Origin of the sequence: Inquilinus sp. CA228 (assembly GCF_052078665.1) — a bacterium.
Taxonomy (GTDB): Bacteria; Pseudomonadota; Alphaproteobacteria; order DSM-16000; family Inquilinaceae; genus Inquilinus.
This window is the reverse complement of the sequence record NZ_JBQJIK010000017.1, coordinates 77,069-96,638: the sequence shown is the minus strand read 5'-3', so window position 1 is coordinate 96,638 and position 19,570 is coordinate 77,069. Positions and strand designations below refer to the sequence as shown.

The 19,570-nt window shown below is 69.4% G+C and carries 16 protein-coding genes; 9 read left to right on the top strand and 7 right to left on the bottom strand.

What is annotated here, in order from left to right:
• Nucleotides 1-235 precede the first annotated feature (235 nt).
• From ACTOWL_RS10760 to ACTOWL_RS10735, 6 genes are all read right to left on the bottom strand, one after another.
• Nucleotides 236-634, bottom strand: coding sequence for a hypothetical protein (locus ACTOWL_RS10760; protein WP_441321213.1), 399 nt, complete (start codon nucleotides 632-634; stop codon nucleotides 236-238).
• A gap of 261 nt (nucleotides 635-895) precedes the next feature.
• On the bottom strand, nucleotides 896-2,896 hold the full coding sequence (locus tag ACTOWL_RS10755) for a PhoX family protein (protein ID WP_441321212.1): 2,001 nt from the start codon (nucleotides 2,894-2,896) through the stop codon (nucleotides 896-898).
• Between the two features lie 141 nt (nucleotides 2,897-3,037).
• Nucleotides 3,038-5,296 (bottom strand): hypothetical protein, encoded by a 2,259-nt coding sequence (locus ACTOWL_RS10750; RefSeq protein WP_441321211.1) that lies wholly within the window; start codon nucleotides 5,294-5,296, stop codon nucleotides 3,038-3,040.
• A 188-nt stretch (nucleotides 5,297-5,484) separates the two neighbouring features.
• Nucleotides 5,485-5,877 carry a hypothetical protein gene (locus ACTOWL_RS10745; protein ID WP_441321210.1) on the bottom strand — a complete coding sequence of 131 codons (393 nt, stop codon included), beginning with the start codon at nucleotides 5,875-5,877 and terminating at the stop codon, nucleotides 5,485-5,487.
• A 4-nt stretch (nucleotides 5,878-5,881) separates the two neighbouring features.
• Nucleotides 5,882-6,856, bottom strand: coding sequence for a threonine ammonia-lyase (locus ACTOWL_RS10740; RefSeq protein WP_441321209.1), 975 nt, complete (start codon nucleotides 6,854-6,856; stop codon nucleotides 5,882-5,884).
• Between the two features lie 166 nt (nucleotides 6,857-7,022).
• Nucleotides 7,023-8,972 carry a transglycosylase SLT domain-containing protein gene (locus ACTOWL_RS10735; protein ID WP_441321208.1) on the bottom strand — a complete coding sequence of 650 codons (1,950 nt, stop codon included), beginning with the start codon at nucleotides 8,970-8,972 and terminating at the stop codon, nucleotides 7,023-7,025.
• Between the two features lie 51 nt (nucleotides 8,973-9,023).
• Here ACTOWL_RS10735 and dapA point away from each other — a divergent pair, with 51 nt between their 5' ends.
• Nucleotides 9,024-9,899, top strand: a complete 876-nt coding sequence (dapA, locus tag ACTOWL_RS10730) for a 4-hydroxy-tetrahydrodipicolinate synthase (protein ID WP_441321207.1) — start codon at nucleotides 9,024-9,026, stop codon at nucleotides 9,897-9,899.
• Between the two features lie 19 nt (nucleotides 9,900-9,918).
• Nucleotides 9,919-10,389, top strand: a complete 471-nt coding sequence (gene smpB, locus ACTOWL_RS10725; protein WP_429229810.1) for an SsrA-binding protein SmpB — start codon at nucleotides 9,919-9,921, stop codon at nucleotides 10,387-10,389.
• Between the two features lie 45 nt (nucleotides 10,390-10,434).
• On the opposite strand, the gene ACTOWL_RS10720 is transcribed toward smpB, so the two are convergent.
• Nucleotides 10,435-11,061: a LabA-like NYN domain-containing protein gene (locus ACTOWL_RS10720; protein WP_441321206.1), complete on the bottom strand. Its 627-nt coding sequence runs from the start codon at nucleotides 11,059-11,061 to the stop codon at nucleotides 10,435-10,437.
• 212 nt (nucleotides 11,062-11,273) lie between these two features.
• On the opposite strand from ACTOWL_RS10720, the gene rpoZ reads away from it, so the two are divergent.
• The 7 genes from rpoZ (at nucleotide 11,274) to parC (ending at nucleotide 19,561) form a co-directional block, all read left to right on the top strand.
• A complete protein-coding gene (gene rpoZ / locus ACTOWL_RS10715; protein ID WP_441321205.1) occupies nucleotides 11,274-11,720 on the top strand; it encodes a DNA-directed RNA polymerase subunit omega in 447 nt (148 codons plus the stop codon).
• 204 nt (nucleotides 11,721-11,924) lie between these two features.
• Complete coding sequence (locus ACTOWL_RS10710) at nucleotides 11,925-14,087, top strand: RelA/SpoT family protein (protein WP_441321225.1); 2,163 nt, start codon at nucleotides 11,925-11,927, stop codon at nucleotides 14,085-14,087.
• Nucleotides 14,088-14,174: 87 nt separating this feature from the next.
• Entirely contained in the window at nucleotides 14,175-14,942 is a 768-nt protein-coding gene (lepB, locus tag ACTOWL_RS10705) for a signal peptidase I (RefSeq protein WP_441321204.1), read from the top strand.
• Nucleotides 14,894-15,634: a ribonuclease III gene (gene rnc / locus ACTOWL_RS10700; protein ID WP_441321203.1), complete on the top strand. Its 741-nt coding sequence runs from the start codon at nucleotides 14,894-14,896 to the stop codon at nucleotides 15,632-15,634. Before lepB ends, rnc begins: the two co-directional genes overlap by 49 nt.
• On the top strand, nucleotides 15,631-16,536 hold the full coding sequence (gene era, locus ACTOWL_RS10695) for a GTPase Era (RefSeq protein WP_441321202.1): 906 nt from the start codon (nucleotides 15,631-15,633) through the stop codon (nucleotides 16,534-16,536). Before rnc ends, era begins: the two co-directional genes overlap by 4 nt.
• 63 nt (nucleotides 16,537-16,599) lie before the next feature.
• Complete coding sequence (gene recO, locus ACTOWL_RS10690) at nucleotides 16,600-17,334, top strand: DNA repair protein RecO (protein WP_441321201.1); 735 nt, start codon at nucleotides 16,600-16,602, stop codon at nucleotides 17,332-17,334.
• Between the two features lie 10 nt (nucleotides 17,335-17,344).
• Nucleotides 17,345-19,561, top strand: a complete 2,217-nt coding sequence (gene parC, locus ACTOWL_RS10685; RefSeq protein WP_441321200.1) for a DNA topoisomerase IV subunit A — start codon at nucleotides 17,345-17,347, stop codon at nucleotides 19,559-19,561.
• Nucleotides 19,562-19,570: the final 9 nt, after the last annotated feature.

Genomic DNA, 19,570 nt, shown 5'->3' with positions numbered 1-19,570 from the left:
GCCCCGACGCGGGGGGATGCGTCGGGGCCGTTCTTAAGCCTGGGTCCGATCCGCTCGGAGGGGAAGGGAGCGTCCGGCCCGGCTGACGGCTAAATCGATCCCATCGGAGGATCTTGGTGATGGTCGGGGGGACGAACCATCACCGGCCGCCCTATGGATTTGGGGGCGAACGCAAAATTGTCAAGCAATCAGATGCCGGGTTCGGGGCTGCGGCGGGCCGTCGCAACGCATGGCTTCAATGCGCATCTGCATGGTCCCGGGCATGCCCGCGGTCGACCAGGTCGTAGCCCCGTTTCAGGGCCGCGCCGGCGCCGAGGACGCTGACGATGAACACGCCCAGCCCGACCCGGTACAGCTCGGGCGAGGTCGCCGCGATCAGCCCGATGACGGCCAGAATCCCGAGCAGGAAGGTCACCACGAAGCAGGACTCCGGCTCGCTCGGCAGGAAGGCGCGGCTCGGCCGCTCGTCGCGGGCGTCGAAATGCTGCTTGATCAGCAGCATGACGCTGCCGACGCAGGCGACGAACAGGGCGATGCCCAGCACATACAGGTCGTCGCTCTGCGCCCGGGCGGCGCTGACCAGCCCGAGCAGGGCGATGATGGCGGCCGCGGCGGCCGCGTTCAGGCGTCTCATGATCCGTGTGGTCCGATCGTCTCGCGAAACCCGCGCCACTATCGATATGGGTCGACTGCACCGCAAGATCGACAGCGGGGAAGCGACAAAAAAACCTCCCCGCGAGGGGAGGTTCGGGTCTCCGACAACCCTCGCCGTTATTGCGAGGAGGCGAAGCCGACGAAGCAATCCAGGGTTGGAGCAAACGGCCCTGGATTGCTTCGCTGCGCTCGCAATGGCGATCTATAAGATTATCATACGGTTATGCGACTTTCCTAAACCTCAAACCCCGATCTTGCCGCCGCCCTGCTTGGTGATCACCACCACCGAGGGGCGCGGCGGCATACCGTCCTGGAAGTCGGGCCAGCGGGTCGACGGGTCGGCGAAGGTGCTGGGGCGGCCGAATTCCGGCCACTCCTTGCCGCCTTCGCCCGGATGCTGCACCGCGACGAAGAAAGCGGTCATGTCCGGGGTGATCTTCGGGCCGCACATCTCGGCGCCGACCGGGACCCGGAAGAACAGCTTGCCGGTGCCGCGGGCCTCGCCCTCGGTCTCCAGCCCCCAGATGCCGTCGGCGCGGCCGCTGTATTTGAAGTTGTTGCCGTCGGTCGAGACCCACAGCCGACCGTCGGCGTCGATCTCGCAATTGTCGGGCGACCCGAACCAGCCGTTCTTGCTGGTGCCCGGGTGGAAGGTGGCGCCGACCTCGGCGACGGCCGGGTCGCCGCACTTCACCAGCAGGTCCCAGGTCCCCGCGGTGGCGGCGTGGTCGCCATCCGCCGGCGTGATCTCGACGATATGGCCGAACCTGTTCTCCGGCCGCGGGTTGGCGGCGTCGACCTGCTCGGCCTTGCGCCGATCGTTGTTGGTCAGCATGACGTAGACCTTGCCGTTCACCGGGTTCGGCTGCACGTCCTCCGGCCGGTCCATCTTGGTGGCGCCCAGCAGGTCGCCGGCGCGGCGGGTCTCGATCAGCACGTCGGCCTGGCTCTTGAAGCCATTGGCCTCGGTCAGCGGGCCCTGGCCGAACACCACCGGCATCCAGGCGAGCTTGCCGTCGGCGTCGAACCTGGCGACGTACAGCGTGCCCTCGTCCATCAGGTCCAGATTCGCCGCCCGGTTGTTCGGGTCGAACTTGCCGGCGGTGACGAACTTGTACAGGTAGTCGAAGCGCTGGTCGTCGCCGGCGTAGAACACCACGCGGCCGTCCTTGGCGACGATGCTCTCGGCGCCCTCATGCTTGAAGCGGCCCAGCGCAGTGCGCTTCTTCGGGGTCGAGGTCGGGTCGGTCGGGTCGATCTCGACCACCCAGCCGAAGCGGTTGGCCTCGTTCGGCTCCTTGACCAGGTCGAAGCGGTCATGGTGCAGGCTCCAGGCGTATTCCGCCTCGCCCATCCCATAGCGCTTGTAGTTGCGGGCCTCCGGATGGTCGTCCTTCAGCTCGCCGCCGAAATAGCCGTTGAAGTTCTCCTCGGCATGCAACGTGGTGCCCCAAGGGGTGGTGCCGCCGGCGCAGTTGTTGATGGTGCCGATCACCTTGCTGCCGCTCGGGTCGGCCTTGGTCTTCAGCCGGTCGTGGCCGGCGGCCGGGCCGGTGACCAGGAACTCGGTCGACAGCGCGGTAATGCGGCGGCCATAGGTGCTGTCGGGCACCACGGCCCATTTGCCGTCGGCGCCACGCTTGATCTCGATCACCGACTGGCCGTGCGCGGCCATCTCGATGTCGACCTGCTCCTTGGTCACCTGCGACAGCTCGAACTCGCCCTTCGCGTCGGCGAGGCCGGGGAACATGATCGCGGCGTCGGTGTATTCGTGGTTCACCACCAGCAGGCCGTGGTCGCTCGCAGTGGAGCCCAGCGGCAGCGGCACGTAGCCGATGTAGTCGTTGTTGTAGCCGAACTGCTTCTCCTGCGCGTCGGCGGTCTGCTTCTGCACGTCGAAGGCCGGCGCGCCCTTGACCACCGGGTCGCCCCAGCGGATCAGGATGTCGGCGTCGTAGCCCTCGGCCACATGATGCTTGGCGTCGACGCCGGCCTCGAGCTCCTCGAAGACGTAGCGCGAGGCCGCGGCGGCCTGCGCCTGCGCCGGGCGGCTGGACAGGAACGCGGCCGGGCCCGCCACCGCGCTGATCGCCGAGACGGCCAGGGCGCCGCGCAGCATGCCGCGCCGGCCGAAGCGGGCGTTGACGATGTCGCCCATGGTCGGATTGTCGGAGAGGTTGCTGCTGCGGTCGTCCTGCTGCTCGTAGCGCTGAACGCGCGACAGGGTGGAATCGTGGTCCATCTCGGTCCCCTCTGGGCTGGCTGCCGTGGCGGCGGGCTTAGAATCCGGGGCGGACCTTACCGATCCGTAATGTTCGAATTGTTTCAGGTTGATGACGGTTCGATGAACGTCGGCGAGGCGGTGCGATGCGGCGGCTCCGGCCTATTCCTGGACGGCGCAGGTCGGGCCGACCCGCATGATCAGCGGCTGGCTGGCGAGCCCGGCGGTGCCGCTGGCCGTAGCCAGGGCGAAGCGGCAGGTGTGGGCTGTCGAGTTCAGCGTCGCGGTGACGCTGACCCGGGCGCCGACGGGCGGGTCGAGCACGATATGGGTGCTGGCGACCGCCGGGGCGTCGTAGCCGGTCACCACGCCACTGACCATGGTGTGGGACGCGACGTAGTATTGCCGGCCCTCGCGCAACACCGAGGTCAGGATGACCGAGCCGGTGCGGATGGCGGAGGCCGTCGGCGCGATGCTGCTGCCGGCATCGGCGTCGAGCAGGTGGATCGCGCCCGGGTCCGGCCCGGGCACCGTCACCGCCCATTCGCCCGCCGGGAAGCGGCCGTCGATGCAGGTTCCCTGCTCGTCGCAGAAATCATCCACCGGCACGGCGCCCGCCGCGGTCGTGGCGGCGCCGGACAGCCGCCGCACCAGCAGCGCCGACCCGCCGACCACCACGCGCGCCCGGTCGCCGCCGGGGCCCTGGACGAAGGTCCCGGGCGAGCGGAAGCGCAGCAGCAGCGGATTCGGCGTCTGGTTCCACGCCGGGTTGGTGCGGACCAGGTCGCGCACCACCACCGAGGCGCCGGTCGCGCCGGGCAGCAGCACCAGGTCGCGCCGCGTCCCCCACACGATCTCGGACGCATTGCCCTGGAAGCGGAACTGGCCGGTATAGGTGCATTGCGTCGCCGAGACGCCGGAGGACACCGCCGACCGGGCGAACAGGAAGCGGGTCGACAGCGATAGCGGCAGCAGGTCGGGCGGGTTCTCCTCGCCCCAGCTGCCCTGGCTCGGCCGGTAGTCGGCGGCGAAATGGGGCTGGCTCATGGTCGGCGCGTTGCCGGTCAGGGTCGATTGCGACCCGTAGGGCGACGGGTCGACCACCAGCGCATCGGCGCCGCGCGACAGCACGATGTTGCCGGCGTTGAGCTGCTGATGCGCGCTGATCAGGCCGCGGCACTGGCTGACCATCCAGGCGGCGCCGGGGCCGAAGCCGCTGCGGGCGTAGAAATTGCCGGCGCCGGCGGCCAGCCAGCCCGGCGGCAGGGCGGCGCGGTCGATCGGTTGGGCCGTCACCGTCTCGGCCGCTGCCAGCGCCTGGAACAGCAGGGTGAAATCGCCATTGGCCGGCGGCGCCGGCAGGGCCAGCCGGGCGAGCTCGGCCTTGGCCTGGGCCTTGTCCAGCGCGGCGGCCGGGCCGGCCAGCACGGCGTAGAGGGGCAGGGGATTGGCCGCCAGCGTCGGCTCCGGGTCGTCGGTGTCGCCGCCGACGAACATCCGGTCGTTCGGAGTCAGCCCGTAGACGTAGCGGTAGAGCGACTGGTGCAGCCAGGCGGCGATCCAGGGCTGGGCGACGCCGCGCTCGGTCATGGCGCGGCCGGCCAGGGCGTAGGAGAGCACCGACAGCGGCCCGTACTGCCAGCCCTCGGCCCAGTCGCCGCCCGGCAGCGGCTCGCGCGCGCCCATGCCGCCGGCCATCACCTGGGCCCACATGGTGTTGCTGACGTAGTTCCAAAGGGCGGTGCCGCTGCCCGGGCTGGCGGCGTCCATGGCGTCGCCGTGGCCGATCGCGAGCAGGGTGACCGCCAGCACGTGGCCGGCATGGTAGTTCGACCCGGCCTCGGCCCGCTGATAGGTGTCCGGGTCCTGGTGGAAGGCGATCCACTGGGCGAAGCGGGTGGCCGCCTTGGCCCGCAGCGCCGGGCTCAGATCGTTGTACAGCCAGTCATAGCCGAGCGCGCCCCAGGCCCCGTTGGTGCGCATCGAATAGCCGGCGTCGCGCGCGGCGATGCCGAAGGCGGTGGCCGGGCCCGTCGTGTTCGGGTAGCGCGGCCCGTTGGCGTCGCCGATGATGTCCGCGTCGTCCAGCAGCGCCTGCCAGTACTTGATCGCGGTGTCGCGGTGCAGGGTCGAGCCGGTGGCGGCGCGGGCCACCAGGCAAGAATCCAGCGCCTCGACCCAGCGGAAGCCCTGGTACTGGCCGCTGGTGTAGCTGGCGGGATTCAGCCGGGCGTCGGTGCATTTGGCGATGGCGCGGGCCACCGGGCTGCCGGGCACCGACTGCGCCGCCTGCCAGCTGGCGATGACCTGCGGCGTCAGCCAGATGCGGGGATGCGGTCCGTTCGGGACCGCGGCGAAGGCGGGGAGGGAGAGCGCCAGCAGCGGCAGCAGGATCGCAACGATCCGTCGGAATCCGGGCATGGTGGTCCTCAATGGGTCGCACTATGCAGCGATGAAAACGGCGTCCCGGACTGACTCGATGCTCGGGGGACGACCTTGCGGTTACAGCGGCCGGGTCGTCTCTCTAGGAAAATTTGATCCGTCCGCGACTGGATGGGACGATCTGCCCATAGAGTGGCGGGTGGTTGTGGCGAAATTCGGACAGGGGATCAGGGATCCGGCGGCGCCAGCCCTGCCAGCGCCGCGCCGATCGCGCCGGTGTCGTCGGCCAGCGGGCACAGCAGCGCCGGCCGGCCGCCGAGCCGGGCCTCGACCGGCCGGGCTTCGGCGATCATCCGGGCGATCGCGGCCTCGGCCTCCGGCCCGCCCAGCGGCGTCCGGTCGAGCGGCTGGTCGCCCGGATTGCCGCCCAGCGCCTCCTTCACCGCAGTGCCGGCCCACAGCACCCGCGCCGGACCCGAGAGATCGAGCATCAGCAGATGCGGCAGCATCGGCATGATCTCGACCGGGCTCAGCGCGTCGCGATGCGGCGGCCGGCCGCCCTCCGCGCGGCCCTCCCACCAGCCCTGCAGCCGGTCGAACAAGGCAGGACGGCCGGTCATCGGGTCAGAGGGTGGCGAGCGCGTCGCGGAAGGTCGCGGCATCGACATTGCCGCCGGAGCAGACGATGACGACGCTGCGGATGTCGTCCGGGATTCGCCGCTCCAGCGTCGCCGCCAGGCCGATGGCGCCGCCGGGCTCCATCACCAGCTTCAGCGTGTCGAAGGCCACGGCCATGGCCCGCAGCACCGCTTCGTCCGAAGCGGTGACGCCGCCCGACAGCGTCTCGCGCGCGATTGAGAAGGTGATCTCGCCAGGGGTGGGGGATTGCAACGCGTCGCAGATCGACCGGGCCCCGGGATCGTTCTTCACCCGCTCGCCGGCGGCCAGCGACCGCCGCATGTCGTCCAGCGCCTCCGGCTCGGCCGCATAGATCCGGGTGCCCGGCAGCCGCGCCTTCACCGCCACCGAGATGCCGGAGACCAGGCCGCCGCCGCTGCAGCCGACCAGCACCGCGTCCGGGCGCACGCCCAGCTCGGCGCATTGCTCGGCGATCTCCAGGCCGATCGTGCCCTGGCCGGCGATGATGCCGGGGTCGTCATAGGGCTTCACCAGCGTGGCGCCGGTCTCGGCCTGGATTTTCGCTGCCACCACCTCGCGGTCCTCGCCGAAGCGGTCATAGGCCACCACGGTGGCGCCGTAGGATTCGGTGTTGCGCCGCTTGATCGCCGGGGCGTCGGCCGGCATCACGATCGTGGCCCTGATGCCGAACAGCTTGGCCGCCGCCGCCACGCCCTGGGCGTGGTTGCCGCTGGAGAAGGCGACCACGCCGCGGGCCCGGTCGGCCTCCGGGATCATGGCGATGCGGTTGTAGGCGCCGCGGAACTTGAAGGACCCGGTGCGCTGCAGCGGCTCGGCCTTGACCAGCACCTCGCGCCCGGCCCGGGCGTCGAGCAGCGGCGAGCGCAGCAGCGGCGTGCGCACGGCCTGGCCGCGCAACCGCGCGGCGGCGGCCTCGATATCGGTGACGGAGACGATCATCGTTCTTTCTCAATCATTTAAAGCGCGAACCTAAACTAAGTACGGAACCACTTTCTTGTCATTGCCGGGCTTGACCCGGCAATCCAGAGAATGTCGACAGCCTCTGGATGCCCGGGTCAAGCCCGGGCACGACAATCGGGGGAAGGCAGCCCGGAGCCCGCATTCCTCACCGCAGCAGGTCCGCCTCCAGCGCCCCGGCCTTGGGCGCCTCGCCCAGGCGCAGGCGGTAGACTTGCGTGTTCTCCAGCACGCGCTGGACGTAGCTGCGCGTCTCCGGCAGCGGGATGGATTCGATCCAGTCCACCACCTGCTCCGGCGTCTTCGACGGCGTCGGCGCCCAGGTGTCGACCCGGCCGAAGCCGGCGTTGTAGGCGGCGATCGCCCGCGGCCAGTTGCCGTCGTAGCGCCGGATCAGGTCGGCCAGGTAGCGGCTGCCGAGGCGGAGATTGTGCACCGGGTCGCCGCTGAGCATGCCGGTGGTGTGGTCGATGCCGAGTGCCCGGGAGACGTCGCGGGCGGTGCCAGGGAGAAGCTGCATCAGCCCGATCGCCCCGGCGCTGGAGACGGCGGTGGCGTTGAACTCGCTCTCCTGCCGCGCCAGGCCCAGCACCAGGGCCGGCGGCAGGCCGCTCAGATCGTCCGGCAGCGGCACCAGCGGATAGGCGGCGTCGATCACTGTCAGGCCCTCGCGCGCCGCGGCCTTGCCGGCTCGGACGGCGACGAAGGGGTACTGCATCGAGGTCGCCAGCGTCGCCAGCAGCCGGTTCTTCTCCGCCGTGTCGGCGTCGACCATCAGCTTGCGCAGGAACAGGTCGGCGCGGTCGCGCTGGCCGACGGCGTCGAGCAGCCGGGCGGCGCGGGCCAGGTCGCCGCCATAGGAATCCACCGCCTGAGTGCTCGGCGTCGCCGACACCGGCAGGGCGGCGATGCTGGGCTGGTCCAGCTTGTCGGCGGCGAGCTGGCCATAGAAGGTCAGCGGCTGCTTCGCCGCCGTCCGGTACCAGTCCGCCGCCTTCTGCTTGTGGCCGGCGGCCTCATGCGCCCGGCCGGCCCAATAGGCGCCGCGGGCCAGGCTGATCGGCATCGAGACGTCGGCATACAGCGTCTCGAAATGCCCGACCGCGTCGTCCGGCCGGTCGAGGAAGCGCAGCGCCAGCCAGCCGGCCAGGAAGTCCCTCTCGGCGCGGTCCACCGGGTCGCTCTGCTCGCGCGCGGTGACCAGCTGGTAGGCGCGGCGGTAGGACTGCTCGTCGAACAGCCGGCGGGCGATGATGTGCCGCTCCAGCCACCAGGCCTTGGCATGGGCCGAGGTCTTCGGCTGCTGCCCCAGCATCTCGATGGCGCCGGCCTCGTCGTCGTTGCGGCGGCGCCAGCGGGCGCGCTCGTACAGGATGCCCTCATCCTGCAGCAGCTTCGCCGGCAGGGCCCGCAACGCGGCCGAGGCGTCCGGCGTGCGCGCCATCAGCTTCAGCCGGGCGTCGGCGACGAGGCGCCGGTCGCCGGAGATGCGGGACAGCATGCGGCGCGCTTCGTCCGTCCGCTCGGCCCAGAGCAGGGCGTCGAGCCGCGCCCAGTGGTCGTCGGCGTTCAGCAGATTGCCGAAGCTTCCCAGGAACTCGGTCTCCTGCGCGCCGGTCAGGGCGATGCCGCGCCAGGTGTCGCGGGCCCAGATCCGGGCGCGGATCGGGTCGACCGTCTGCAGCGCCGTGCCGAAATGCAGCGCGCCCTCGGCGGTCAGCGGGGCGAAGGCGTCGAACCAGGCGACCACCGCGTCGGCCGGCAGCCCGTCCGGCATCGTCCGCTCGGCGCGGCGGCGCAGGGCCTGGACGTTCGGCCAGTCCGGGCTGCGGACGACGAAGGCGGCCAGCTCCTCGAAGCCGGCGGTGCTGTCCGGGCGCGACAGGTCGGCCCAGGTCGCCAGCCGGCCGACCAGGGTGCTGGCCATCTGGGTCTCGACCGTCCGCACCACGTCCCAGGCGTTGCGGTCGACGGCGAAGAACAGGGCCTGCGCTGCCTTGATCTCGGCCGGCGTGGCCGGCTGGGCCAGGGCCGGCGCGGTATTGATCAGCAGCAGCGCCGCGGCGGCGGCCAGCGCCGTTTGCTTGCCGGCCCGCACCACAGCGGCTATGACACTGCGTTTACCATTCCAACGCCCACGGAAGCTTCCATGTTCAAGGGATCGATCGTCGCCCTGATTACGCCCTTCACCGAGAGCGGGGTGGACGACAAAGCCTTCCAGGGCTTCGTCGACTGGCAGATCCGCGAGGGCACACAGGGCGTGGTGCCCTGCGGCACCACCGGCGAGTCCCCGACCTTGAGCCACCCCGAGCACGAGCGGGTGGTCGAGCTCTGCGTCGAGGTGGCAAAGGGCCGGGTCCCGGTGATCGCCGGCACCGGCTCGAACTCGACCGAGGAGGCGATCTCCCTGACCCGGCACGCGCAGAAGGCCGGCGCGGACGCCGCGCTGGTCGTCACGCCCTACTACAACAAGCCGACGCAGGAAGGTCTCTACCAGCATTACAGGGCCATCCATGACGCGGTCGATCTGCCGATCGTGATCTACAACATCCCGGGCCGCAGCGTGGTCGACATGTCGATCGACACCATGGCCCGCCTGGCCGAGCTGCCGCGCATCGTCGGGGTCAAGGACGCGACTGCCGACCTGGTGCGGCCGCTGGCGACGCGGCTGCGGATCGGTCCCGAGTTCTGCCAGCTTTCGGGCGAGGATGCCACTGCCACGGCATTCCTGGCGCAGGGCGGCCATGGCTGCATCTCGGTCACCGCCAACGTGGCGCCCCGGCTCTGCGCCGAGATGCACGCCGCCTGGGCCGCGGGCGATCTGAAGCGGATGGAGGCGGTGCGCGACCGGCTGATGCCGCTGCACCGGGCGCTGTTCCTGGAGACCAGCCCGGGGCCGGTGAAGTACGGCGCCAAGCTGCTCGGCCTCGGCGGCGACCATGTCCGGCTGCCGCTGGTGCCGCCGGGCGAGGCGACCCGGGCCGAGGTGCGCGCGGCGATGGCCTTCGCCGGCCTGATCAACTGACTGGAGCACAGCGAGAATCATGGCACAGCCGAAGACCCCGGGTCGCCTCGTCGCGCAGAACCGGCGGGCACGGCACGACTATTTCATCGACGAGAATGTCGAGGCCGGCATCGTCCTGGTCGGGACCGAGGTGAAGTCGCTGCGCGAGGGCCGCGGCAACCTGCAGGACGCCTATGCCGGCGAGATGCAGGGCGAGCTGTACCTGTTCAACGCCCATATCCCGGAATACGGGCCGGCCCAGCGCTTCAACCACGAGCTGAAGCGGCCGCGCAAGCTGCTGGTGCGCCGGCGGGAACGGGACAAGCTGTTGGGGAAGGTGAAGCGGGAGGGCATGACCCTGATCCCGCTGTCGATCTATTTCAATGCCCGCGGCTTCGCCAAGGTCGATCTCGGCCTGGCCCGCGGTAAGAAGGCGCATGACAAGCGCGAGGCCATCAAGGCCCGCGACTGGCAGCGCGAAAAGTCGCGCGTCCTGCGCGACCGCGGCTGATCGCGGCAGGCCGGTTCCCTCCCGGGGAAACCGGCCTGGGCCACATCAGGCGGAACGAGCGTAGCTGCCCGCCTGCTGCACCGTCTCCTCGACATTGCCGTCATCGCCCTCGACCGCCGGAGCGGCGTGGGTGCGGTTCGGGGCGTTCATGCGCTGGATGTGCGGCGACAGCTCCATCAGCTCGACGAAGTTGTCGGCCTGACGGCGCAGCTCGTCCGACACCATCGGCGGGCTCGACTTGATGGTCGAGACCACGGTGACGCGGACGCCCTTGCGCTGGATCGCCTCGACCAGGCGCTTGAAGTCGCCGTCGCCGGAGAACAGCAGGATGTGGTCGGCCCGGTCGGCCATCTCCAGCGCGTCGATCGCCAGATCGATGTCGACATTGCCCTTGACCCGGCGGCGGCCCTGGCTGTCGGTGTACTCGCGCAACGGCTTGGTCACCATGGTGTAGCCGTTGTAGTCGAGCCAGTCGATCAGCGGGCGGATAGGAGAATATTCCTGATCCTCGATCAGCGTCGTATAATAGAAGGCGCGGATCAGGCGACCCTTCTTGGCGAACAGGTCGAGCAACCGGCGATAATCGATATCGAAGCCAAGGGAACGGGCCGCGCCATAGAGGTTGGCGCCATCAATGAATATTGCGAGCCGTTCTTCCTTATAGAATATCATGTGCGTTCCTTCGCGGCAGGGGACAGGTTGACAGATTGGGTTCGCTACCCACTTTGCAAGGAGCGGTCAACGGTTCGCGACGAGGCTTGCGCATCCGCCGCATCTGCGCTACGTGGTCCGCCCTTCGGTATAACAAAGATGCAGCCGTTGCGTTGCATCCATCTTGTCACGATTCTATCTTCGTGGCTGTTTTCGTGCAGGAGCGGTAGCCCATGGCTCGCGTCACCGTCGAGGATTGCGTCCTCAAGATCCCCAACCGGTTCGATCTGGTGCTGATGGCGGCCCAGCGCGCCCGCGACATTTCGTCCGGCGCCTCGCTGACCATCGACCGCGACGACGACAAGAACCCGGTGGTGGCGCTGCGCGAGATCGCCGACGAGACGGTGCCGCTGGCGAGCCTCGAGGAAGCGCTGGTCAAGGGCCATCAGAAGCTGGCCGAGATCGACGAGGCCGATGAGGAGATCATCGAGCTGATGGCCGGCGAGGAGGAGTGGCTCAAGGCCGGCGTTGCGCCGCAGGCCCCGGCCGCCGCCGTCGGCTCGGACGAGGAGTCCACCTTCGGCATCGGCGTCGCCGACGACGAGGCGGAGGAGGAAGCCGAGGAGGACGAGGACGGCCGCGGCGACCTGGAAATCGGCTCCACCGAAGACAACATCTGATCCAAGCGGAACTGCCCGGCATGGTGTCAGGCCGCCTGTCGGGAGATCGATGATGCGGCTTGACCTGTCAGGCCAGGGCATGGCTGTCGCGCGCCCGCCGAATTTGATCCACAACGCGGCGGATTCTGGTTCAACATATTGTCCGGACGGGCGCTGGGCCGTCCGTCCGGGAGAATGGTTTATGGATCGGTGGCGGGGCGCGGCATGATCCGCCAGTACGAGTTGGTCGAGCGGGTCAAGGCCTACGATCCGTCGGCGGACGAGGACCTGATCAACCGCGCCTACGTCTATTCGATGAAGGCGCACGGCTCGCAGAAGCGCGCCTCCGGCGATCCCTATTTCGTCCATCCGATCGAGGTCGCCGGCATCCTTGCCGGCATGAAGCTCGACACGGGCTCGATCGTCACCGGCCTGCTGCACGACACGGTCGAGGACACCGGCGCGACGCTGAGCGAGCTCGAGGGCCTGTTCGGGCGCGAGACGGCGCAGCTGGTCGACGGCGTCACCAAGCTGTCGAAGCTGGAGCTGCAGAGCGACCAGTCCAAGCAGGCGGAGAATTTCCGCAAGCTGGTGCTGGCGATGTCCAAGGACATCCGGGTGCTGCTGGTCAAGCTGGCCGACCGGCTGCACAACATGCGCACCCTCGGCGCCTTCAACAACGAGGAGAAGCGCCGCCGGATCGCGCGCGAGACGCTGGAGATCTACGCCCCGCTGGCCGAGCGCATCGGCATGCACGGCATGCAGGAGGAGCTGGAGGACCTGGCCTTCGCCCAGCTCCACCCCGATGCGCGCGAGAGCATCGTCCGCCGCCTGACCCAGCTGCGCGAGGAAAGCCAGGACGTCGTCTCGAAAATCATCGCCGAGCTGCAGCGCGTGCTGGAGGAGGGCGGGCTCAAGGCCGCCGTGCTCGGCCGCGAGAAGCGCCCCTATTCGATCTGGCGCAAGATGCAGCGCAAGAACATGGCGTTCGAGCAGCTGACCGACATCATGGCGTTCCGGATCGTGGTCGAGACCGAGGGCGACTGCTACCATGCGCTGGGCCTGATCCACAGCCGCTACGCCTCGCTGCCCGGCCGTTTCAAGGACTACATCTCGACGCCGAAGCCGAACGGCTACCGGTCGCTGCACACCGCCGTGATCGGGCCGATACGGCAGCGCATCGAGGTCCAGATCCGCACCGGCGACATGCAGGAGATCGCGGAGCTCGGCGTCGCCGCGCACTGGGCCTACAAGCAGGATGAGCGGACCCAGGACGGCACCCAGTACCGCTGGCTGCGCGACCTGCTCGACATCGTCGACCAGGCGCAGAAGCCCGAGGAGTTCCTGGAGCACACCAAGCTGGCCCTGTTCCAGGACCAGGTGTTCTGCTTCACCCCCAAGGGCGCCGTGATCGCCCTGCCGCAGGGCGCGACGCCGGTCGACTTCGCCTATGCGGTGCACAGCCAGATCGGCGACACCTGCGTCGGCGCCCGGGTCAACGGCCGGATGGTGACGCTGCGCCACCTGCTGCAGAACGGCGACCAGGTCGAGATCATCACCTCGAAGACCTCGACGCCGTCGCCGGAATGGGAGCGCTTCGTCGCCACCGGCAAGGCGCGGGCCTGCATCCGCCGCTTCATCCGTGGCCAGCAGCATGACGAGCACGCCAAGCTCGGCCGCTCGATGCTGCAGGGCGTGTTCCGGCAGGAGGGCTACGAGTTCTCCGACAAGGCGCTGGACGGCGTCCTCAAGATCTTCAAGGCCGCCGAGCCCGACGACATCCTGGCCAATGTCGGGGCCGGGGTGCTGGGCGCGCGCGACGTGTTCCACGCCGTGTTCCCGGGCCACCGCGCCCAGGTGCAGCAGGAGAAGGAACGGTCCGGCAAGGTCGTGCCGCTCACCCGGCCGCGCAAGGCCGCCACGGGCGGGCCGGGCGCGATCCCGATCCGCGGCCTGATCCCGAACCTCGCCGTGCACTATGCCCGCTGCTGCCACCCGATCCCGGGCGACCGCATCGTCGGCATCGTCACCACCGGCAAGGGCGTGACCATCCACACCATCGACTGCGACACGCTGGAAAGCTTCTACAACGCGCCGGAGCGCTGGCTCGACGTCAGCTGGGACGCCGGCGTCGACGCCGTCGACGACCATGTCGGCCGGATCCAGGTGACGATCAGCAACGAGCCGGGCAGCCTGGGCACGCTGACCACGGTGATCGGCAAGAACGGCGGCAACATCACCAATCTCAAGATCACCAGCCGCTCGGTCGACTTCTTCGAGATCCTGATCGACATCGACGTCAAGGACGTCAAGCACCTGACCAACATCATCGCGGCCCTCCGCGCCATGCCTGTGATCAGCGCGGTGGATCGTGCCCGCAGCCGCTGACCGCCTGCCCGGCGTGATCGGCCTGCGACCAATGTCGCCCTCACCGGCGATTGATTTCCCTCCGCCGCCGGACCATACAAGGGCGCCATGAGCCAGCACCAGAAGTCGATCGACATGTCGAAGAAGAAGGGCGGATGGGTCGAAACCATCCTGACCGTGGTCTATGCGATCGCGATCGCCTTCGGCATCCGCACGGTCGCCTTCGAGCCGTTCAACATCCCGTCCGGCTCGATGATCCCGACGCTGCTGGTGGGCGACTACCTGTTCGTGTCGAAGTTCTCCTACGGCTACAGCGCCCAGACCATCGCCTTCGGCCTGCCGCTGTTCGACGGCCGGATCCTCGGCAGCCCGCCGGCCCGGGGCGACGTCGCCGTGTTCCGCCTGCCGAAGGACACCTCGGTCGACTACGTCAAGCGCGTGATCGGCCTGCCCGGCGACCGCGTCAAGGTCACTGGCGGGCGGCTCTACATCAACGGCCAGATGGCCGAGCGCCGCGAGGTCGAGCCCTTCGTGATGACCCAGTACGGGCAGCGCATCCTGTACCACCAGTACATCGAGACGCTGCCGGGCACGGATGGCGGCGCGCCGGTCGATCACCGGATCCTGGAGATCGACGACAACCAGCGCTATGACGACACCCCGGAATACGAGGTGCCGCCCAGCCACTACTTCATGATGGGCGACAACCGCGACAACAGCTTGGACAGCCGGGCCGATGTCGGCTACGTGCCGGTCGAGAACTTCGTCGGGCGCGCCGAGTTCCTGTGGTTCAGCCTCGACGACGCCAGCTTCTGGCAGGTCTGGAAATGGCCGTTCGCGCTCCGCTTCAGCCGCATGTTCACGGGGATCCACTGATCGCCGGGACCGAAGACGGCCTCGACGCGTTCGCCCGGCAGCTCGGCCACGCCTTCCGCGAGCCGATGCTGCTGGTCGAGGCGCTGACGCATCCGAGCGTCAGCGGCCAGAAGCGGCGCGTCGCCAAGCATGGCTATGAGCGGCTGGAGTTCCTGGGCGACCGGGTGCTCGGCCTGGTCATCGCCGAATGGCTGCTCGAGCGCTTCCCGAAGGAGGCCGAGGGCGCCATCGCCAAGCGCCACGTCGCCCTGGTGCGGCGCGAGGCGCTGGTCGAGGTGGCCCAGGCGATCGGCCTCGGCCATCATCTCATCCTGTCGCCGGGCGAGGAGGTGGTCGGCCGCGAGAACCCGACCATCCTGGCCGACGCCTGCGAGGCGGTGATCGGCGCGCTCTACCGCGACGGCGGGCTTGCGGCTGCGGCCGGCTTCATCCGCCGGGCCTGGGCCGGCTTCATCGTTCAGAACGAGGCGCCGCCGCAAGATCCGAAATCGGCGCTGCAGCAATGGGCGCTCGCCCGCGGCCTGCAGCTGCCGCGCTATGTCGAAGTGTCGCGCGGCGGCAGCGACCACCTGCCGGTGTTCGAGATCCGGGTCGAGATCGAAGGCCAGCCGGCGGCCAGCGCCAGCGGCCCGTCGAAACGGGTGGCCGAGCGCGATGCCGCCGCCGCCCTCCTGCAAAGGCTCTCCGCATGACCGAAGCTGCGACGCGCTGCGGGTTCGTCGCCCTGATCGGCGCCCCCAACGCCGGCAAGTCGACCCTGCTCAACACCCTGGTCGGCACCAAGGTCGCCATCGTCTCGCCGAAGGTGCAGACCACGCGCAGCCGGGTGCTCGGCATCGCGACGGAGGGCGCGACCCAGATCGTGTTTGTCGACACGCCCGGCATCTTCAAGCCGCGCCGCCGGCTCGACCGCGCCATGGTCGCGGCGGCCTGGGCCGGGGCGGCCGAGGGCGACCTGGTGCTGCTGCTGGTCGACGCCTCGCTGAGGGGCGTGCGCGAGGAGAGCCGGTCGATCGTCGAGAAGCTGGCCCAGTCGAAGCGCCAGGCGATCCTGATCCTGAACAAGATCGACGCGGTGCGGCGCGAGGTGCTGCTGGCCCTGGCCTCCGACCTCAACGCCTCCGGCGTCTTCACCGACACCTTCATGATCTCGGCCCTGACCGGCGACGGGGTCGACGACCTGCGCCGCGCTCTGGCCGACCGCCTGCCGGAAGGCCCCTGGCTGTTCCCGGAAGACCAGGTCTCCGACATGCCGATGCGCCTGCTGGCGGCCGAGATTACGCGCGAAAAGCTGTTCCTGCGGTTGCAGCAGGAGCTGCCTTACGCCGTCGCGGTCGAGACCGAGGACTGGGAGGAGCAGAAGGACGGCAGCGTCCGCATCTCCCAGATCATCTATGTCCAGCGCAACGGCCAGAAGGCGATCGTGCTCGGCCATAGCGGCCAGATGATCAAGGCGATCGGCACCGCCGCCCGGCTGGAGCTGGAGGAGATCACAGAGCAGCGGGTGCATCTCTCGCTGTTCGTCAAGGTGCGCGAGAACTGGCTCGACGACCCCGCCCGCTACTCGATCTGGGGCCTCGACTACGACGCGTAGTCGGAGTCTCTTCTGTTCCCGTTTCGTGCTATACGGTCGGGATGAGCTTGGACGGGGCATGATGTGGACTGGCGCGACGACGGCATCGTCCTGACCGTCCGCCCGCATGGCGAGGCGGCGCTGATCGCCGGCGTGCTGACCCGCGAGCACGGCCGGCACCTGGGCGTCGTCCACGGCCAGCGCCGGCGGGCCCAGCTGCCGCCGGGCACGCTGGTCTCGGCGCAGTGGCGCGGCCGGCTGGCCGACCATCTCGGCACCTACACCCTCGAGGTCGATCGCACCCCCGCCGCCGCGATCATGGACGAGCCGCTGCGGCTGCTGGCCCTGGTCTCGGCCTGCGCCGTGCTCGACGCCGCTTTGGCCGAGCGGCAGCCGCTGCCGGCGGTCTATGACGGCACGCTGGCCTTCCTCGACACGCTGACCACGCCGCATTGGGACGCCGCCTATGTGCAGTGGGAGGTCGGGCTGCTCGGCGTGCTCGGCTTCGGGCTCGATGTCTCGCGCTGCGCCGTCACCGGCAGCAACGACCATCTCGCCTTCATCAGCCCGAAGACGGGCCGGGCGGTGTCGCTCTCCGCCGCCGGGCCCTATCGCGACCGGCTGCTGCCGCTGCCCGGATTCCTGACCGGGCGCGAGCCGGCGACACCCGCCGCTGTGGCCGCGGGGCTGGACCTCACCGGTCATTTCGTCGACCGCCACCTCTTCGCCCAGGCCGGGAAGGCCCCGCCCGAGGCGCGGACCCGGTTTGTCGAGGCGTACCGCCGAAGCGCGCTTCGGTCGGCCGCGCCGTTACGCTAGACTTTCGAGCATGACCACCAAGCCTTCCGAGTCGATCCTGCCGGTGCCGCTGCATGACGCGCTGAGCACCCGTTACCTCAACTACGCGCTGTCGACCATCACCTCGCGCTCGCTGCCCGATGTCCGCGACGGGCTCAAGCCGGTGCACCGCCGGCTGCTCTATGCGATGCGGCAGCTGCGCCTGGCCTCGACCACGCCGCCGAAGAAATCGGCCCGCGTGGTCGGCGACGTCATCGGCCAGTACCACCCGCATGGCGACGCCTCGATCTACGACGCGCTGGTGCGCATGGCGCAGGATTTCGCCCAGCGCTACCGGCTGGTCGACGGCCAGGGCAATTTCGGCAACATCGACGGCGATAACGCCGCGGCGATGCGCTACACCGAGGCCCGGCTGACCGCCGTCGCCGAGGCGCTGCTGGAAGGGATCGACGACGACGCGGTCGATTTCCGCGAGACCTATGACGGCGAAGGCCGCGAGCCGGTGGTGCTGCCGGCGGCCTTCCCGAACCTGCTGGCCAATGGCAGCCAGGGCATCGCGGTCGGCATGGCGACCTCGATCCCGCCGCACAATGTCGGCGAGATCTGCGACGCGCTGCAGATCCTGATCAAGCGGCCCGCGGCTACGGTCGACGACCTGCTGACCGTGGTCCAGGGCCCGGACTTCCCGACCGGCGGCGAGCTGGTCGAATCCACCGCGGCGATCCGCGAGGCCTATGCCACCGGCCGCGGCGCCTTCCGCGTCCGGGCGCGCTGGGAGATCGAGAAGCAGCCGCTCGGCCTGTACCAGATCGTGGTCACCGAGATCCCGTACCAGGTGCAGAAGTCGCGGCTGATCGAGAAGCTGGCCGAGATCGTCACCGCCAAGAAGCTGTCGACGCTGGAGGATGTGCGTGACGAATCGGCCGAGGATGTCCGCATCATCCTGGTGCCGAAGAGCCGCAACGTCGAAGCCGACATGCTGATGGAGCAGCTGTTCCGGCTGACCGAGCTGGAGACCCGCTTCAGCCTGAACATGAACGTGCTGGACGCCACCAACGTCCCTCGGGTGATGGGGCTGAAGGACGTCTGCCAGGGCTTCCTCGATCATCGCTACGTGGTGCTGGAGCGGCGGTCGCGCCACCGGCTGGCCAAGATCGAGCGGCGGCTGGAGATCCTGAGCGGCTACCTGATCGTCTTCCTCGACCTCGACGAGGTGATCCGCATCATCCGCGAGGAGGACGAGCCGAAGCAGGGGCTGATGGCGCGCTTCAGCCTGACCGAGCTGCAGGCCGACGCCATCCTCGACATGCGGCTGCGGTCCTTGCGCAAGCTCGAGGAGTTGGAGATCCGGCGCGAGTTCGACGGCCTCTCGGGCGAGCGCGACGACCTGCTGGCGCTGCTGGCCGACGAGGGCAAGCGCTGGAAGTCGATCGCGGCCGAGATCGCGCAGATCAAGAAGCGCTTCGGCCAGGACACCGAGCTCGGCCGCCGCCGCACCAAGATCGGCGAGCCGCCCTCGGCCGTGGTGGTCTCGATCGAGCCGCAGATCGAGCGCGAGCCGATCACCGTGTTCCTGTCGGAGAAGGGCTGGATCCGCGCCCTGCGCGGCCACGGCCTCGAGCCGGCCGAGATCAAGTACAAGGACGGTGACGCCGAAGGCTTCGTGCTGCAGGCCGAGACCACCGACAAGATCCTGCTGTTTGGCAGCGACGGCCGCTTCTACACGCTCGGTGCCGACAAGCTGCCGCGCGGCCGCGGCTTCGGCGAGCCGGTGCGGATGATGGTCGACCTCGCCAACGACGCCGACATCGTCGCACTGCTGGCCCATGTCCCCGGCCGCAAGCTGGTGCTGGCCTCGACCGACGGCCGCGGCTTCGTGGTGCCGGAGAGCGACGTGATCGCCCAGACCCGGGCCGGCAAGCAGGTGCTGAACCTGAACGACGGCGCCAAGGCGGCGGTCTGCCGCCCGATCACCGGCGACACCGTGGCGGTGGTCGGCACCAACCGGCGCCTGCTGTGCTTCCCGCTGTCCGAGCTGCCGGAGATGTCGCGCGGCAAGGGCGTGACGCTGCAGAAGTATCACGGCGCCGCGCTGTCGGACCTGACCACCTTCAAGCGCGAGGAAGGGCTGATCTGGCAGATGGGCGGCGGCCGCACCCGCACCGAGCCGGAGATCCCGGTCACCGCCCGGGGCCGCACCGGCAACCTGCCACCGCGCGGCTTCCCGCAGAACAACAGGTTCTCGTGAGACCCCTTA

Excerpts from the sequence above, each read along its gene's own strand:
- ACTOWL_RS10760 (WP_441321213.1), bottom strand. The coding sequence starts at position 634 with ATGAGACGCCTGAACGCGGCCGCCGCGGCCGCCATCATCGCCCTGCTC.
- ACTOWL_RS10755 (WP_441321212.1), bottom strand. The coding sequence starts at position 2,896 with ATGGACCACGATTCCACCCTGTCGCGCGTTCAGCGCTACGAGCAGCAG.
- ACTOWL_RS10750 (WP_441321211.1), bottom strand. The coding sequence starts at position 5,296 with ATGCCCGGATTCCGACGGATCGTTGCGATCCTGCTGCCGCTGCTGGCG.
- ACTOWL_RS10745 (WP_441321210.1), bottom strand. The coding sequence starts at position 5,877 with ATGACCGGCCGTCCTGCCTTGTTCGACCGGCTGCAGGGCTGGTGGGAG.
- ACTOWL_RS10740 (WP_441321209.1), bottom strand. The coding sequence starts at position 6,856 with ATGATCGTCTCCGTCACCGATATCGAGGCCGCCGCCGCGCGGTTGCGC.
- dapA (WP_441321207.1), top strand. The coding sequence starts at position 9,024 with ATGTTCAAGGGATCGATCGTCGCCCTGATTACGCCCTTCACCGAGAGC.
- smpB (WP_429229810.1), top strand. The coding sequence starts at position 9,919 with ATGGCACAGCCGAAGACCCCGGGTCGCCTCGTCGCGCAGAACCGGCGG.
- ACTOWL_RS10720 (WP_441321206.1), bottom strand. The coding sequence starts at position 11,061 with ATGATATTCTATAAGGAAGAACGGCTCGCAATATTCATTGATGGCGCC.
- rpoZ (WP_441321205.1), top strand. The coding sequence starts at position 11,274 with ATGGCTCGCGTCACCGTCGAGGATTGCGTCCTCAAGATCCCCAACCGG.
- ACTOWL_RS10710 (WP_441321225.1), top strand. The coding sequence starts at position 11,925 with ATGATCCGCCAGTACGAGTTGGTCGAGCGGGTCAAGGCCTACGATCCG.
- lepB (WP_441321204.1), top strand. The coding sequence starts at position 14,175 with ATGAGCCAGCACCAGAAGTCGATCGACATGTCGAAGAAGAAGGGCGGA.
- rnc (WP_441321203.1), top strand. The coding sequence starts at position 14,894 with ATGGCCGTTCGCGCTCCGCTTCAGCCGCATGTTCACGGGGATCCACTG.
- era (WP_441321202.1), top strand. The coding sequence starts at position 15,631 with ATGACCGAAGCTGCGACGCGCTGCGGGTTCGTCGCCCTGATCGGCGCC.
- parC (WP_441321200.1), top strand. The coding sequence starts at position 17,345 with ATGACCACCAAGCCTTCCGAGTCGATCCTGCCGGTGCCGCTGCATGAC.